Consider the following 16,708-nt stretch of genomic DNA (forward strand, 5'->3'; position numbering starts at 1 on the left):
AATGGTCATATGATTTTGATACAATGACATTCATGGCAACAGATGAAAAAGCACCAGAATTATATACTTACAAATTAATAGTAAAAACAGCTGATACTAATATTACATCAGAATATAAAGCAGAAAGTATGCAAGCAGCTGACCAATACTTCCACGACTATGTAGCAGGTCAAGGATTAAAAGACTTAGAATGGTCATATGATTTTGATACAATGACATTCATGGCAACAGATGAAAAAGCACCTAAATTATATACATTTAAATTAGTTCTAAAAACATCTGATACTAACATTACATCTGAATATGAAGCTGCATCTATGAAAGAAGCTGAAAAATACTTCCATGACTATGTTGCTCGCTTTGGTTTAGGTGAGTTAGTATGGTCATATGATGAAGAAACTATGACATTTATGGTAACTGAAAAACCTGCAGATGAAAAACCTGCAGATGAAAAACCAAAAAATCCAAAGCCAGTAGAAAATAAAAAAGAAAAATCTGAATTACCACAAACTGGTGAAGGTTCAACCTTCGCAATTTATGGTGCAGCAGCATTATCTGTATTAGCAGGATTAGGCTTAGTTGCTAAGAAACGTGAAGAAGCATAGTTAATTTAATAGCAGCTATTTAAAAGAGCAAGATAATTTTGCTCTCAGATTGAAGACAAACCCTATTTGAGTAACTCTCAAGGAAGGGTTTGTCTTTATTTGTCTTAAAAGTTTCCTGTAAAATAAAAAACCGAAGCCTTTCTAGCTCTTCATCTCTAGTATATTTGCCAATTTCTTCATGTTTAAACAAGTAAAAGTGAGCCCTGCTTTAAATTCCATCAAGCTTTTTCCAATAAAATGCGTCTATCGAAAGCCATGATGTTCTTTAGCAGTGCCGAATATTCTGTCAGCGGACTCTTTGGATTCTTTATAAAGAGCACGCATACCCTCTGAATACCTGATATCCTCACACCTTTCAAGGGCTTTTTGCCACACATGTCGGCTAATCACACATTTATTTTGATTGTTCTCCTGATCTTGACGAGAGGCTTTGTACTCTCGATAGCCTTTTTGATTAGTGGTCGTAGAATGATAGACCCCATTTTTCATCTAAATAACAGTCATAGTATTCATCATAGACACACACTCTCTATGCTCGGGTTTACGTCTTGGTCGTGTATAAGGAAACACTGGTATGGTGGATTGGTTTAAAAGAAATTGAACGATGGTGGGCGTTTTATAGCTCGCCTCTGCAATGAGATGAGTGGGATTAAAAAGAGTAATCTTTTTAAATAGTAATCGAAATACTTGCGTATAGTGGGTATTTCTAGAGTAGACACTATAAGCTAATACCCATCCCCTTGCGATCGCAAGCTGTTTGAATAGTATAGGCAAAAACTTGCTTATGACCTCCTTTATGAAACTACCCTGCATTCGGATCATTGGGACTGATTGTTTGGGACTTTGTTAAGGTCTCTTTTTTAAAAAATTCAAAGTTTCTATTATTAAAAAAGGTATAAGACTGTTATAATGTAGTTAACAAATTTAGAGGAGTTCGGTTTATGCAAAAGAAAAAGAGTTTTTTTTATTGTTTGTTAATAGGGTTCCTGTTCAGTCTTTATACTTGTTCTAACTTGATGGTAGAAGCAACTTCTGATCCTTTCATTCCACGACCTGCCCTTCCGTCAGACTTAAAGAAAGTAGAGAAATCTACAAACTCTGATGACGAATCATCCGTTGGTGAGAATGAGGAAAGAGCATCTAATAAAGCAATGGAACAAGGTTTGTTTGAAACGGATATTGTTGTTTATCCCCTGAATGAGTTTGAAAATCAAGAATCACTAGATAACTTTGCCAATTATGTAAAGAATGATGCAAGTTTGAACGATCAGATGATTTTAGAGGATGTTTCTGAAGAGAGTCGCTTTTTACTTTCAGCAAATTATCGTGACAGTGCTAAAGAAGATGGTCAACTGATTGTTTTATATTTTCCAGTCAATATTGCCGATCAAAATCAAGCCCAAGAAGTCTTGGATAAACATTTATTATATTATCCCGATTTGTTTGAAAAAGGTGAACTGACATCACAAGGTGATGGATATGATCTGGCTTTTGCTTTGAAAGTTAATGCCAATGCAGATGGCTTTGGTATCGATACAGATAAGCAAGAAATTGAGTACTATGATCAAAGAGAACCTTATCAGTATGAACTAGAATCGAATGGTGATGACCCCTATCGTCAAGCGATAGAAGAGCGTTTTCCTGGTGAATTCAGCTTTGAAAGTGTAGAAGAAAATGGCAAAACGTTAGTGACACTTCGCCAACTACCTCTATCTGAACGTCAAGCGAATGTAGAAAGTAATGATAATGGCTCAGCGGTGGCAGGGAATTTATTCTCTCAATTCAACTCCAAAATTAATGCGTATCTGACACAGATTAACTTAAAGGAAAAATTAATTAATTTAGGAATCTCTGAAGATAACGTTTCTATCGTGACCATAGGAGCAGTAGCAGTTTTAGTACTCTTAGGAATTATCTTAATAGTTTTAGGTTTTCGTCGCTAAATAAGAAAGGAAGAAAATAGAATGAAGAATAAACTTATTAATCTTTTAGTAGTTACCGTTTTAACGTTTGGATGCGTGGGGACAATTTTTGCTCAGGATGACACTGAAAATAAGCCGGACACTGAGCAAACCCCACCCGCAAACGAAGGAAATCAGCCTGCACCACAGGAGTCTACGATTGCACCTAGTAAACCTCAAAATGAAACTACAACTAAGCCTAACAATGGTAGCGGTGAGTCTGAAGAGAAAGAAACAACTGTTGCTAACACTACAGTTGAAAGCCCAAAAGAAACAACTGTTCAAACTACAGAAACGACTGTAACAACGGTTGCTAGCCAGCCCCAACCTAATCCAAACCCTAGACCAACTCAACCTTATATTCCAAGTCGCCCACAGCCTTCCAATCGACCAGAAGATATTGAAGTGATTAAGATACCAGAAACAAGTATTGAAATGGAAGAAGAGACGGAAGTAGAAGAAGAGATTGACTTATTTGAGGGAGAATTCATTACTTTTAATGCTAATGTCTTCAAAGAAGAGTCAGAAGCGGATGATTTTATTCAATTGATTGAAGAAGATGAAGCGACAAAAGACCGCTTTATTGCTGAAAAAGAAATCATTGATGAAGACTTTATTTTGGTTCGAGTGACCTATGCAGAAGAGGTTGAAGAAAAAGGACGCTACATTTTATTCTATATTTCGAGTGAATTTGAAACAGAAGAAGCAGCGGAGGAATACTTAGAGAAGCAACTACTGATTTATCCGGATCTTTTTGTTGCTGGAGAAATGATCAAAGTGGACGATAAATTCGATATCATCTTAGGTATTCGACCAGGCACCGAAACCCAAGAGCTAACTTACGATGAAGCAACCTTTGAAGTTCAATATGAGGCAGATCGCGAAGAATATCAATATATCGTTAAAGCTGATGAATTAACCGGTGAGTTTATTGATGAGATTCAAATGGCTGTAGAAGAGGCTTTTCCTGGTGAGTTTACATTCTCAGAAGAAGTAATATCTGATACTGAAAAAGAAGTGACCATGACTCCTCTTGAAATAGAAGAAGAATCAAGTGAAGAGATGGAAAGTTATTTAGAAGACTCAGAAGAAACAACGATGGAAAATTAGAGATTGGTTAAAAAATCGCCCTCAATTTAGATGAGGGCGATTTTTAAATAGCTTAATTAATTAAGCTTTAGAAGGAATTTTTCTAAGTCAGCCATTGAATTGGAGTTTTCCAATTTACTGTCTACTTTACCATCTTTAACAATGAGCAGTTGGGGAACCGTGGAAATTTCAAAGAAATTATCGACAACATCACGGAAATTATCATCCTCCATTCGCTCATCGGTATTATAATAATGATAATTTAGGTTCATTTCTTTAGCTAATTGATTTAACTTAGGTAGAAAAACACGACAATATGGACAAGAATCAAAACCTACATAGATTAGTTTGGCTTCATTTTTAGAATCTTCGATAACTGCTTCATAAGCAGTTTGACCTTCTATTTTAGAAAGGTTAGACATCTTTAAAGGGGCGATACTTACTTCACCGGCATATTTTTCAATCTTGTCTAGCTCTTTATAGACTTTTTCTTTCGTTTCTTTATCTAAGTTTAAAAGAATAAGGTCTTCCTTAAAAGAAACTTGACCATCTTCTCCAATGTAGTCGCTTTTTTGATTTGTGATTGGATTTTCTTGTTTGTCTATTTTAGAATCATTTAGTTGGCAAGCAGTTAGTAAGAAACAGACTGACATTAGTAGGAACAATTTTTTATTTAATAATTTCACTGTAAACTTCCTTTCTAAAAAGCTTAGTAATGGTTTAACTCTTATAGAAAATATTTAATTACTTAAGCATGATAATAATTAAATTATATCACTTTTTTAGCAATAATGTTAAGATATATGAGATCGATTCAAGCAAGGGGTGTATTTATGTCCGATCATTATTATAGTCAGCAACCACAAAGCAGTCATGATGAACGTTATATTGAAGCACAGCTTTTTCACCAAAGTTATCAGTTTTCTACCGATGCGGGAGTTTTTTCCAAAGGTAGAGTGGACTTTGGTTCGCGCCTCTTGATAGAAAATTTTTTAAAGCTTAATCAAAGTATAAATTCCGGCCAACTATTGGAGTTAGGCTCAGGTTATGGGCCAATTTCGGTTGCTATTGCTGATCAATCGCAGTCACTTCAAGTGTTGGGTTTGGAAGTTAATCAGCGAGCCTTGGCATTAGCTAAGGAAAACATGCGGTTGAATCGAGTGACAAATCTGGATTTTATACAAGCAGATGTTGTCACTCATAATTTCGAGCCAATTTATGATTATGTTTTAACTAATCCACCTATTCGAGCTGGTAAGACTATTGTTCAGCAATTTGTGACCCAAGCCTATCAAGCACTAAAAGAGGAAGGACAGTTATGGCTGGTTATCCAGAAAAAACAAGGGGCACCCAGTATGAAAAAGTTTATGGAAGAAACATTTGGTAATGTCAGTGAAATCGATCGCTCTAAAGGCTATTGGATTTTACAATCCATCAAGTAGTTTCAAGATTAAACACATTGGTTTTAAAAAGTCATTATTGATTAGAGGGGAAGCGTTTATTTGTTCGATAAAGTTAAAAATTATGTTACTCAGATTTCAGCTCCTATTTATATTGTGCTGACGTTTGTCGTGATTTCCTTTATTGGAGGAATACTATTAGCCACTCCTTTAGCTAGTCGATCAGGTGAATGGACGAAGCTAATTGATGCTTGGTTTACAGCTGTTTCAGCTGTTTGTGTAACGGGAAATGTAACAGTTAACACTACAGACCATTGGAATTATTTTGGACGAACGATTATTCTAGTTTTAATTGAAATTGGTGGACTTGGATTTATGACCTTATGGGTTACCGTTTTTATCTATATGGGCAAGCAAATAAATCTAAGACTGCATAAAGTTTTACTTGAATCTTTAAATATCTCCGATATTTCTGAAGTTAGAAATCTTTTGAGCTATATCATCCAATTCTCTTTGATTGTACAGATTATTGGGGCGGCTTTATTAGGAATTGACTTTATTCCACGCTTTGGCTGGTTAAAAGGAACTTATTATGCCATCTTTCATAGTGTGTCCGCCTTTTGTAATGCCGGTTTTGATTTGTTGGGAGATTCTATGATTGGTTTCCAAGACAATCCTTTAGTTCTCCTAACTTGTATGGGTTTGATTATCATTGGTGGATTAGGTTTCATTGTTTGGCGAGATTTGCTAACCTTTTATCGCAATCGTAAATTATTGTGGCATACTAAAATAGTTTTGACTACAACGGCTATTTTACTCCTTTTAGGAACAGTATTATTCGCTCTAACTGAACAACCTAGTCCTTTGTTTAAGGACCAACCCTTCTTTATTAGACTTGTAAACTATCTTTTTCTAGCGGTGACACCACGAACCGCTGGCTTTTCGAATGTGGACTATACCGCTTTATCATCTGCCGGCATTTTCTTAACCATTGTCTTAATGTTTCTAGGCGCTTCTTCGGGATCCACCGGGGGTGGGGTTAAGACCACTACTTTAGCAAGTCTTTTAATTTTTTCTTCTTCAGCTATTCGTCGTAGAGGATCGGTTATCTTTAAGCGTACCATCCCTGAAGGAGCTATTTTGAAGGCCATCTTTATTTTAATTTCAGGCTTAAGCCTAATTACCTTTGTCACCATGATCTTGTTAATAACAGAAACAATTCCTCCAGGATTCGGCATCGAATATGTAGTAGTAGAAGTTGTCTCTTGCTTTTCAACAGTTGGTTTAAGTATGGGTTTAACCCCTAATTTAACTGGTATTGGTAAAACCGTTTTAATTTTTATGATGTTTATTGGTCGAATCGGGTTGTTAACTATTTTTTGGTCAGCGAGTATGGGAAGAAAGCCATCAAAGATTAAATACCCGCATGGTAACTTGATGATAGGATAGAAAGGGAGAAACTTTCATGAAAAAAGAAATCACAGCAGTTTTAGGTCTCGGATTATTCGGAACATCCTTAGCCAAAACTTTAGCGGAAAACCACAAGCAAGTAATCGTGATTGATCGCGATATGGAGCTAGTTGAAGCTATTGCTAGTAAGGTGGAAGTAGCTGTACAAGGTGACTTTACCAAGTATGAAGTATTAAAAGAAGCCGGAGTTGGTGAAGCACAAATGGCAATTATTGCCTCCTCTTCAAAGTTTGATAATACGATTACTACCTTATTATCTTTACAAAAGTTAGAAGTACCGACCATTATCGCAAAAACGCGCAAAGAAGAGTATAAAGAAGTGCTTTTGAAATTAGGCGTTGATCGCGTTATTTTACCCGAAACAGATATGGGGATTCGGATTGGTAATGAACTGACCAATGATTCGGTACTCGATTTAATTCAATTAGACGCTCAGAGCCACATTGTTGAATTTACCGCTCGTAAGAATTGGATAGGGAAGACGATTGAAGAAATAAATTTTAGAAGCCGTTATGATATTAATTTGATTGCGATTAAGTCTCGTATTGAAGAAGGATTTGATATTAATGTCAATCCAGACTTTATTATTGAAGAAAGCGACCTCTTTGTCGGCTTAACCAACACCAATAATGCGAAAGTTTTATTAGAAAAAGAAATTTAAGATTTTATATTTATAAGACCACTTGCTAATTTAATTCGAGTGGTCTTTTGCTTTTAAAGTCTGAGAAAGAAAGTCTTGACTTTGATAAAAAATAAGTGTAATATTGAATAACGCATAGCGTGAACATTGAATTCAAAATGGCACCGAAATATTGTCCGGTCGGCGATTTTGGCAGAGTAAACAAAAGATTGAGGAAGCTTAGGCGATTAAAATCAATTCTTTTGTCTTTTTTTTGCCCTTAAAAAGGACAAAAAGCATTTTGTTATCAAATTATAATATTTGTAAACATATTGTAATCTGCCGGTCGATAGTTAAAGCAAGCCCAGAAGAATCACCATTCGCTACGTAATATTAAAGAGGGGTGAATTGTTTGAGTCAGCATCATATCGTGAAATATGGTAAAAAAGCAGAACGTCGTAGTTATGCACGAATTGATGAGGTTTTGGAATTACCAAACTTGATTGAAATCCAAACCGATTCCTATCAATGGTTTTTAGAAGAAGGATTAAAGACCATGTTCCAAGATATCTCGCCAATCGTCGATCATACAGAAAATTTAGAACTTTATTTCCATGATTACTCATTTCAAGAGGCTAAATATACAGTAGAGGAAGCTCGTTCCCACGATGCCAACTACTCTAAACCAATCTATGTTAATTTGCGCTTAGTTAATAAGGAATCTGGTGAAGTAAAAGAACAAGAAGTATTCTTTGGCGATTTCCCAATTATGACGGATATGGGAACCTTCATCATTAATGGGGCAGAACGTGTTATTGTTTCACAATTAGTACGTTCTCCAGGTGTCTACTTCCATGATAAAGTAGACAAAAAATCAAGACATACTTTTGCTTCAACCGTTATTCCTAACCGAGGAGCTTGGCTAGAATTTGAAACGGATGCTAAAGGAATTGCCTATGTCAGAATTGACCGGACACGTAAATTGCCAATTACAGCCTTAATTCGTGCACTTGGTTTTGGTGAAGATGACGAGATTGTTGAAATCTTATCTGAAACCACCCTATTGAATGACACTTTAGCTAAAGATGTCCATAAAAACATTTCTGAATCCCGTGCTGAAGAAGCCTTGAAAGATATTTATGAACGCCTACGTCCTGGTGAGCCGAAGACAGCAGATTCTTCACGTAACTTATTAACGGCTCGTTTCTTTGATCCAAGACGTTATGATTTAGCGCCAGTTGGACGTTATAAGATTAATAAAAAACTCCACTTAAAGCACCGTCTTTTAGGAATGACACTCGCAGAAACTTTGGCAGACCCAGAAACAGGTGAAGTACTCTTCACAGAAGGAACTGAACTTTCTGCAGGAGATATTGAACGTTTAATCCCTTACTTAGATAATGGTTTGAATGTTTATACTTATACTCCTTCACCAGATGGTGTGATTGGTGAACCGATTGACTTGCAAGTGGTCAAAGTATACTCCCCTCTTGATTCGGACCGTGTGATTAATATTGTCGGTAACGCTAATCTTGAAGGAGTGCATCACTTAACCCCAGCAGATATTATCGCGTCAATGAACTACTATTTATTATTAAATGAACAAGTAGGCTCAACAGATGATATTGATCATTTGGGCAACCGTCGTATTCGTTCAGTCGGTGAATTACTGCAAAATCAATTCCGTATTGGCTTATCGCGTATGGAAAGAGTAGTCCGTGAAAGAATGTCCTTACAAGATGTCTCAACAATGACACCGCAACAGTTAATTAATATTCGTCCAGTTGTAGCGGCTATTAAAGAGTTCTTTGGCTCTTCTCAATTATCACAATTTATGGATCAAACCAATCCATTGGGTGAATTGACTCACAAGCGTCGTCTTTCTGCCTTAGGACCGGGAGGGTTAACACGTGATCGCGCTGGTTATGAAGTGCGTGACGTTCACTACTCTCACTACGGTCGTATGTGTCCAATTGAAACACCAGAAGGTCCAAACATTGGATTAATTAACTCCTTATCTTCATATGCAAAAATAAACCGTTATGGTTTCATTGAAACGCCTTATCGTAAAGTGGATAAGGCTAACAAGACCGTTACAGAAGAAATTGCGTATTTATCAGCAGATGAGGAAGATCTATACATCATTGCTCAAGCTAACTCTCGTTTAAATGAAGATGGTACTTTTGAAAATGACACGGTTATGGCTCGTTATAAAGACCAAAACTTAGAGGTCAAAACTAACACAGTCGATTTTATGGATGTTTCACCAAAACAGGTAGTTGCAGTAGCAACGGCATCGATTCCTTTCTTAGAAAACGATGACTCCAACCGTGCTTTAATGGGAGCTAACATGCAACGTCAAGCAGTTCCTTTAATTCGTCCCAAAGCACCGATTATCGGAACAGGTATTGAGTATAAAGCTGCTCACGACTCGGGTGCGGCATTGATTTGCCGACGTCCAGGTCGAGTAACCTATGTGGATGCTGAACGTATTCGTGTGCAATTAGAAGATGGTTCCGTTGATGAATACCGCTTAACTAAATTTGCACGTTCCAATGCGGGAACATGTTACAACCAACGTCCAATTGTTGTTGTTGGAGATCAAGTTGATGCTAATGAAATTTTAGCAGATGGATCTTCGATGGAAAACGGTGAAATGGCCTTAGGTCAAAACCCATTGGTAGCCTTTATGACTTGGGATGGTTATAACTACGAGGATGCCATCATCATGTCTGAACGTCTAGTTAAAGACGATGTCTATACCTCTATTCATATTGAAGAATATGAATCAGAATCACGTGATACTAAGTTAGGACCAGAAGAAATTACGCGCGAAATCCCTAATGTTAGTGAGGAATCCCTCAAATATTTAGATAAAGATGGAATTATTATGGTCGGTGCGGAAGTACGCGATGGAGATATTCTAGTCGGAAAAGTCACACCAAAAGGTGTGACTGAATTGACAGCAGAAGAACGCCTCTTACACGCTATTTTTGGTGAAAAAGCACGTGAAGTTCGTGACACTTCCTTAAGAGTTCCCCATGGTGGTGGTGGAATTGTGCACGATGTTAAGGTATTCACTCGTGAAAATGGCGACGAGCTTTCACCAGGAGTGAATAAATTGGTTCGTGTTTATATTGTTCAAAAACGTAAAATTCAAGTCGGTGATAAGATGGCTGGACGTCATGGAAATAAAGGGGTTGTCTCTTTAATCATGCCGGAAGAAGATATGCCATTTATGCCTGATGGGACACCAGTTGATATTATGTTAAACCCATTAGGGGTGCCTTCAAGGATGAATATTGGACAGGTCTTTGAATTACATTTAGGAATGGCCGGACGTCAATTAGGCATTAATTTTGCTACACCTGTCTTTGATGGGGCGAATGAAGAAGAGGTTTGGGAAACAGTTAGAGAAGCCGGATTAGAACCGGATGCTAAGACAACTCTATATGACGGTCGTACTGGAGAACCATTTGACCGAAAAGTTTCAGTCGGTGTCATGTATATGTTGAAACTCGCACACATGGTCGATGACAAGCTGCATGCACGCTCAACGGGCCCATATTCATTAGTAACCCAACAACCGCTCGGAGGTAAAGCACAGTTTGGTGGACAACGTTTTGGCGAGATGGAAGTTTGGGCCTTAGAAGCCTATGGTGCAGCTTATACCTTACAAGAAATCTTGACTTATAAATCAGATGATGTAGTAGGTCGTGTGAAGACATACGAAGCCATTGTCAAAGGAGAAGCTATTCCCAAACCTGGTGTACCAGAATCCTTCCGTGTATTAGTTAAAGAACTACAAGCTTTAGGATTGGACTTGAAAGTCTTGGACGCTGAAGATAAAGAAATTGAACTATTGGATGATGACGATGAAGATGATGTAATTAACTTTAATGCGCTTGAGAAGTATAAAGAAGATCAAAAAGCCGCTGAAGAAAAGAGCGTCGTTCAAACAAGTGAAACTAATGAAAGTTCAGCCTCAATTACTAGTGGAGATACAACTAAAGAGGACTAGTAATGTCTAAATGCCTTGGAGCCATTGGAGAAAAGGCACTCCATTAATTGGTGGAAACACCAGCTTAAATCAAGAAGGAGGTCGGCCCCTTGATAGATGTTAATAAATTTGATTCCATGAAAATCGGTCTCGCATCCCCAGAAAAAATTCGTTCATGGTCTTATGGGGAAGTCAAAAAACCAGAAACCATCAACTATCGAACTTTAAAACCCGAAAAAGATGGACTCTTTTGCGAGCGTATTTTTGGTCCTACCAAGGATTGGGAATGTTCTTGTGGGAAGTTAAAACGTGTTCGCTATAAAGGTCGCGTATGTGACCGTTGTGGCGTGGAAGTGACTCGCGCTAAAGTTCGTCGTGAAAGAATGGGGCATATAGAATTAGCAGCCCCAGTTACTCATGTGTGGTATTTCAAAGGGATTCCAAGCCGTATCGGCTTGATCCTTGACATGAGCCCGAGACTATTAGAAGAAGTGATTTATTTTGCTTCTTACATAGTTATTGATCCAGGCGATACGGGTCTAGAATATAAATCATTACTCACTGAGACAGAGTATCGTGAGAAAAAACGTGAGTTCGGCAACCGTTTTTATGCCAAAATGGGTGCAGAAGCGATTAAAGAACTCCTACATGCAGTTGATGTAGATGCTGAGATCAGTGGTTTACGAGAAGAGCTTAAAACGTTGACTGGACAAAAAAGAACACGAGCGATTCGTCGTTTAGATATCTTGGATTCTTTCCAAGAATCAGGAAATAAACCAGAATGGATGGTTATGGATGTTTTGCCAGTTATACCACCTGATTTAAGACCGATGGTTCAGTTGGAAGGAGGACGCTTTGCAACTTCTGACTTAAATGATCTTTACCGTCGAGTGATTAATCGTAACAATCGTTTGAAACGCCTTTTAGATTTAGGTGCACCAAATATTATTGTGCAAAACGAAAAACGAATGTTACAAGAGGCAGTAGATGCTTTGATTGATAATGGTCGTCGTGGACGTGCTGTTACTGGTCCTGGTAATCGTCCATTAAAATCTCTTTCTCACATGCTTAAAGGTAAACAAGGACGTTTTCGTCAAAATCTTTTAGGAAAACGTGTGGACTATTCTGGTCGTTCGGTTATCGTTGTTGGACCGTCTTTAAAAATGTACCAATGTGGTATACCAAAAGAAATGGCCATCGAACTATTTAAACCGTTCGTAATGAAAGAATTAGTAGAACGCGAAATAGCTAGCAACGTAAAAAATGCTAAACGTATGATTGAAGTTCAACATGATGCGATTTGGCCTGTTATTGAAGATGTTATTAAGGAACACCCCGTACTACTTAACCGAGCACCTACTCTTCACCGATTAGGTATTCAAGCTTTTGAACCGGTTTTAATTGAAGGGAAAGCAATTCGTCTACACCCATTAGTATGTAACGCTTATAACGCTGACTTTGATGGGGACCAAATGGCAGTTCACGTACCGTTATCTGAAGAAGCTCAAGCTGAAGCCCGTCTGTTAATGTTAGGTGCACAAAACATCCTAAGTCCTAAGGACGGTAAGCCAGTTGCAACACCTTCACAGGACATGGTGCTTGGTAATTATTATTTAACAATTGAAGAACCGGGACGTGTGGGCGAAGGAATGATTCTAAGCTCCATTTCAGAAGCAGAGATTGCATATCAAAATGGCTATGTGCATTTACATACCCGTGTAGCGATTCCTGCTAAGTCTTTCACTAATAAAACTTTCACTGACTGGCAAAGAGAACGTTTAATGGTTACAACTATTGGTAAATTATTCTTTAACGAAATCATGCCAGATGAATTCCCATATTTAAATGAGCCATCAAATGAGAACCTAACGCAACAAACACCTGATAAGTACTTCTTGGAACCAGGTGTAAACGTTAAAGAAGCTATTGAACAGATGGAGCCTGTGTCACCGTTTAAGAAAAAAGATTTTGGTAATATTATTGCTGAAGTCTTTAAACATTATCATATTACTCAAACATCAATTATGCTAGATAAGATGAAAGATTTGGGTTATAAATATTCTACGCAATCAGGTATCACCGTAGGGGTAGCGGATGTTCTCAGTTTAGATAGTAAAGCAGAAATCTTAGAGAAAGCTCATGCTAAAGTTGATGAGATTACTCGAATGAGACGACGCGGACTTCTAACTGAAGACGAGCGCTATGAAAATGTTATTCGTACATGGGAAAAAGCCAAAGATCAGATTCAAAAGGATCTACAAAAGAGCTTGCCACGTCTAAACCCCATCTTTATGATGTCTGACTCTGGTGCCCGTGGTAATATTTCTAACTTTACCCAGCTAGCCGGAATGCGTGGGAATATGGCGGCTCCTTCTGGGAAAATCATCGAATTACCAATTACATCCAACTTCCGTGAAGGCTTAAACGTTATGGAAATGTTTATCTCCACTCACGGAGCGCGTAAAGGGATGACCGATACGGCCTTGAAGACCGCTGACTCAGGTTATTTAACACGTCGATTAGTTGATGTCGCTCAAGATGTCATTATCCGTGAGGAAGATTGTGGAACAGACCGTGGAGTTGAAATTCGTGAAATTGCCGATGGTAATTCGGTTATTGAGTCCCTAGAAGAACGTTTACAAGGACGTTATGCACATAAATCAGTCATTCATCCAGAAACTGGAGAAGAAATTGTTAAGGCTCAAGAATTGATTACAGATGAGAAGGCTGCAGAAATTATTAAAGCAGGTATTGAAGCTGTAACTATTCGTTCAGTCTTTACATGTAATACTGACCATGGTGTATGTAAACATTGCTATGGACGCAACTTAGCGACTGGATCAGAAGTAGAAGTTGGAGAAGCAGTAGGTACAATCGCTGCTCAATCTATCGGTGAGCCTGGTACTCAGTTAACCATGCGTACCTTCCATACGGGAGGGGTTGCCGGTGGTGGTGATATTACTCAAGGTTTACCACGTATTCAAGAAATTTTTGAAGCGCGTGTTCCAAAAGGACAAGCAACCATTACGGAAGTTGCCGGAGTTGTTACTTCGATTGAAGAAAAATCAAGCGAGCGGTTGAAAGAAATTACCGTTACAGGAGTTACGGATAACCGCACTTATAAAGTGGCTTATGCTGCTCGCCTTAAAGTCAATGAAGGCGATCGTGTAGAACGTGGTCAAGCCTTAACAGAAGGATCAATCGATCCCAAAGAATTATTAGCAGTTACTGACGTCTTAACGGTCCAAAAATACATTATGCGCGAAGTTCAAGCCGTATATCGTGGACAAGGGGTAGAAATTGGTGATAAGCACGTTGAGGTGATGGCTCGTCAAATGTTACGTAAAGTTCGTGTAATGGACCCTGCTTCTACATCTATTTTACCAGGGGCCTTAATGGATATCGCAGACTTTGCTAAGGCTAATAAAGACACCATTACAAGTGGGGAAACACCAGCTACGGCTCGACCCGTCTTACTTGGAATTACTAAAGCTGCTCTTGAGACAAAATCATTTATCTCAGCTGCTTCCTTCCAAGAGACAACACGTGTCTTGACCGATGCGGCCATTCGTGGAGACCGTGACTACTTAATTGGTCTAAAAGAAAACGTCATTATTGGTAAATTAATCCCAGCTGGTACTGGAATGAACAGCTACCGTGATTTGGAAATCCAAACCACTCAAGATACTATTCCTATGCCAACTGAGATAACAGAGGAACCACAGCAGATGAAATAAACAAAATAGATTAAACCCTTCAATTATTGAACTGCTCCCCCAAAAGTAAAACTATTTTAGGGGGAGTTTTTCATAATTGAAGGGTATTTTTATATGATATATTGCAATAATTATTACGACACTTCTGTTAACAAATTCAATTCCTCAATATAACGTTCAAAGGGTGCTTCAAACGCTAGACATTTCCTTGGTCTAGCGTTTACTTTATAGATAGCTTTAAACAAGTCTTGATCCTTTAGTTGTGCGAAATCCGTTTTCTTAGGAAAGAATTCCCTTAGCAAGCCATTGCTGCCTTCATTGGTGCCTCTTTGCCATGCACTCTAGGCATCGGCAAAGTAAAAACCTATCCCTAACTTACTCTCTACTACGTCATAGCAAGCGAATTCTTTTCCTCTATCGGATGTGAATGTTTTAAAGGCTCCTTGTGGTAAGGATTTTGTTAATTGATAAAGTGCTTCTAACATAGATTGTTTACTTCTGTCTGGTGTTTTTATCGCAAAATAGGTACGAGTCTTCCTTTCTGCAAAAGTAGCTAAACATTCTTTGCTTTTTCCTCAAGAAGATACTAGAATATCAAGTTGTCAGTGTCCAAATTCAGTGCGCTTCTTCACCACTTTGGGTCTTTTCTAAACAGAAGTGTTGATATCAAATCTTTCTCTTCTTTTTTTCGTTTTTTTAGAATGACCTTTTCTCCTTAACACCTGCAAGGAAACGGATAAAGTCTCCTTATATATCCAATTATAGAATGTCTTAAAGGAGAAGGTATTTGGGAAAAGTCTTACTTCTATCATCCGTGGTAATATATAGGGCTCATAACAATCTCTTTCATGTGTATGTTTTATAGTAATGACATTTTACATGAATTAAATTTGTTATGAGTTTTATTTTTACTCGTGTTGCATTAAATTTTACAATGCATCATATCAAAACATAACAAGTTATAAAAGAAAATATTAAAAAAGGAATAAATGGAATTATTTTACTTTTAGAAAGATAACAATACAAAAGTCCAAGTGAAGCTGCTAAAAATAAAAAGTAAGGAATAGAGCTTAGGGGAATAAACAATAGAGAAATACAGATGAATTTTAAATCGGCACCTCCCATCCAAGACTGTTCTGTTCTTATAAGAATAAAGCTGATAAGACAGAAAATAAGAAAATACTGAAAGGGAATAATATTATATGAATAATTATAGAGTAATCCGAGCGTCAAAAAAGAAAGTTGTAGAAAATCAGGAACCCACTGATCAAGTATATCCATGAAGGTCATGAATAGAAAGATAAGTAATAAAATCAGATTAAAAAAAGAAAAAGCAGTGAATAGAAAAAAGAAGAAAGAGCAGAGTCCACCAAACAATTCAAAGTAAAAGTGATTGACACTTATTTTCCGACAGCAAAAATAACAATGCCCCTTCAGTAATAAATATGAAAACAAAGGAAATAACTGCCAAAAGTAGAGTTTGTGCTGACAATGATCACAAGAAGATCGTGCTTTCCAACTAAAGCTTTTATTTATAATGGAATAAGAAAGATAGTAAACAAAACTCGCTATACAAGATCCAATATAAAAGTACAGTATATGAGTCATCATTAACTCCTTTTATAAGTTATAGGCTTAAATACACGTAAAAAAGAAAAAAAGTGCTAAAAATTATTGACACAAATTAAAAAAGATAGTAAAATGTAATTCCTGCTAGCGAATATCTTGTAAAAAAGCAGATATTTAGAAGAAAATTCAAAAAATCTTCAAAAAGGTTTGACAAAAAATCTAAACCATGCTAGTATATAGAAGTTGTCACTTATGGCAGCGAAGCTCATTGAAAACTGA

General features: G+C 37.4%; 11 protein-coding genes. 8 read left to right on the plus strand and 3 right to left on the minus strand.

Annotated elements, in window-relative coordinates; genetic code table 11:
• From ACQV2O_RS07660 to ACQV2O_RS07670, 3 genes are all read left to right on the plus strand, one after another.
• On the plus strand, positions 1 to 605 hold a 605-nt coding region (locus ACQV2O_RS07660), incomplete at its 5' end, for an LPXTG cell wall anchor domain-containing protein (RefSeq protein WP_428875462.1).
• A 941-nt stretch (positions 606 to 1,546) separates the two neighbouring features.
• The gene (locus ACQV2O_RS07665) at positions 1,547 to 2,548 is read left to right on the plus strand and encodes a hypothetical protein (protein ID WP_428875463.1); all 1,002 of its coding nucleotides are present in this window, start codon (positions 1,547 to 1,549) and stop codon (positions 2,546 to 2,548) included.
• 21 nt (positions 2,549 to 2,569) lie between these two features.
• Positions 2,570 to 3,676: a hypothetical protein gene (locus tag ACQV2O_RS07670; RefSeq protein WP_428875464.1), complete on the plus strand. Its 1,107-nt coding sequence runs from the start codon at positions 2,570 to 2,572 to the stop codon at positions 3,674 to 3,676.
• A gap of 56 nt (positions 3,677 to 3,732) precedes the next feature.
• On the opposite strand, the gene ACQV2O_RS07675 is transcribed toward ACQV2O_RS07670, so the two are convergent.
• Positions 3,733 to 4,341, minus strand: a complete 609-nt coding sequence (locus ACQV2O_RS07675; RefSeq protein WP_428875465.1) for a thioredoxin family protein — start codon at positions 4,339 to 4,341, stop codon at positions 3,733 to 3,735.
• Positions 4,342 to 4,488: 147 nt separating this feature from the next.
• On the opposite strand from ACQV2O_RS07675, the gene ACQV2O_RS07680 reads away from it, so the two are divergent.
• From ACQV2O_RS07680 to rpoC, 5 genes are all read left to right on the plus strand, one after another.
• Positions 4,489 to 5,097 carry a class I SAM-dependent methyltransferase gene (locus ACQV2O_RS07680; RefSeq protein ID WP_428875466.1) on the plus strand — a complete coding sequence of 203 codons (609 nt, stop codon included), beginning with the start codon at positions 4,489 to 4,491 and terminating at the stop codon, positions 5,095 to 5,097.
• A 60-nt stretch (positions 5,098 to 5,157) separates the two neighbouring features.
• Positions 5,158 to 6,504 (plus strand): TrkH family potassium uptake protein, encoded by a 1,347-nt coding sequence (locus ACQV2O_RS07685; RefSeq protein WP_428874504.1) that lies wholly within the window; start codon positions 5,158 to 5,160, stop codon positions 6,502 to 6,504.
• A gap of 16 nt (positions 6,505 to 6,520) precedes the next feature.
• Positions 6,521 to 7,186, plus strand: coding sequence for a potassium channel family protein (locus ACQV2O_RS07690; RefSeq protein WP_428874503.1), 666 nt, complete (start codon positions 6,521 to 6,523; stop codon positions 7,184 to 7,186).
• Between the two features lie 370 nt (positions 7,187 to 7,556).
• Positions 7,557 to 11,165 (plus strand): DNA-directed RNA polymerase subunit beta, encoded by a 3,609-nt coding sequence (rpoB, locus tag ACQV2O_RS07695; RefSeq protein ID WP_428875468.1) that lies wholly within the window; start codon positions 7,557 to 7,559, stop codon positions 11,163 to 11,165.
• An 89-nt stretch (positions 11,166 to 11,254) separates the two neighbouring features.
• Complete coding sequence (gene rpoC, locus ACQV2O_RS07700) at positions 11,255 to 14,881, plus strand: DNA-directed RNA polymerase subunit beta' (RefSeq protein ID WP_428874501.1); 3,627 nt, start codon at positions 11,255 to 11,257, stop codon at positions 14,879 to 14,881.
• A gap of 320 nt (positions 14,882 to 15,201) precedes the next feature.
• On the opposite strand, the gene ACQV2O_RS07705 is transcribed toward rpoC, so the two are convergent.
• Both ACQV2O_RS07705 and ACQV2O_RS07710 read right to left on the minus strand, forming a co-directional pair.
• The gene (locus ACQV2O_RS07705) at positions 15,202 to 15,345 is read right to left on the minus strand and encodes a hypothetical protein (RefSeq protein ID WP_428874500.1); all 144 of its coding nucleotides are present in this window, start codon (positions 15,343 to 15,345) and stop codon (positions 15,202 to 15,204) included.
• A gap of 454 nt (positions 15,346 to 15,799) precedes the next feature.
• Positions 15,800 to 16,471 (minus strand): prepilin peptidase, encoded by a 672-nt coding sequence (locus ACQV2O_RS07710; RefSeq protein WP_428875469.1) that lies wholly within the window; start codon positions 16,469 to 16,471, stop codon positions 15,800 to 15,802.
• Positions 16,472 to 16,708: the final 237 nt, after the last annotated feature.

It is taken from the genome of Facklamia sp. P13055 (assembly GCF_050409445.1).
Lineage (GTDB): Bacteria > Bacillota > Bacilli > Lactobacillales > Aerococcaceae > Facklamia.

Coding starts and splice junctions, on each gene's coding strand:
- ACQV2O_RS07670 (WP_428875464.1), top strand. CDS start 2,570: ATGAAGAATAAACTTATTAATCTTTTAGTAGTTACCGTTTTAACGTTT.
- ACQV2O_RS07710 (WP_428875469.1), bottom strand. CDS start 16,471: ATGATGACTCATATACTGTACTTTTATATTGGATCTTGTATAGCGAGT.
- ACQV2O_RS07680 (WP_428875466.1), top strand. CDS start 4,489: ATGTCCGATCATTATTATAGTCAGCAACCACAAAGCAGTCATGATGAA.
- ACQV2O_RS07665 (WP_428875463.1), top strand. CDS start 1,547: ATGCAAAAGAAAAAGAGTTTTTTTTATTGTTTGTTAATAGGGTTCCTG.
- ACQV2O_RS07690 (WP_428874503.1), top strand. CDS start 6,521: ATGAAAAAAGAAATCACAGCAGTTTTAGGTCTCGGATTATTCGGAACA.
- ACQV2O_RS07705 (WP_428874500.1), bottom strand. CDS start 15,345: ATGTTAGAAGCACTTTATCAATTAACAAAATCCTTACCACAAGGAGCC.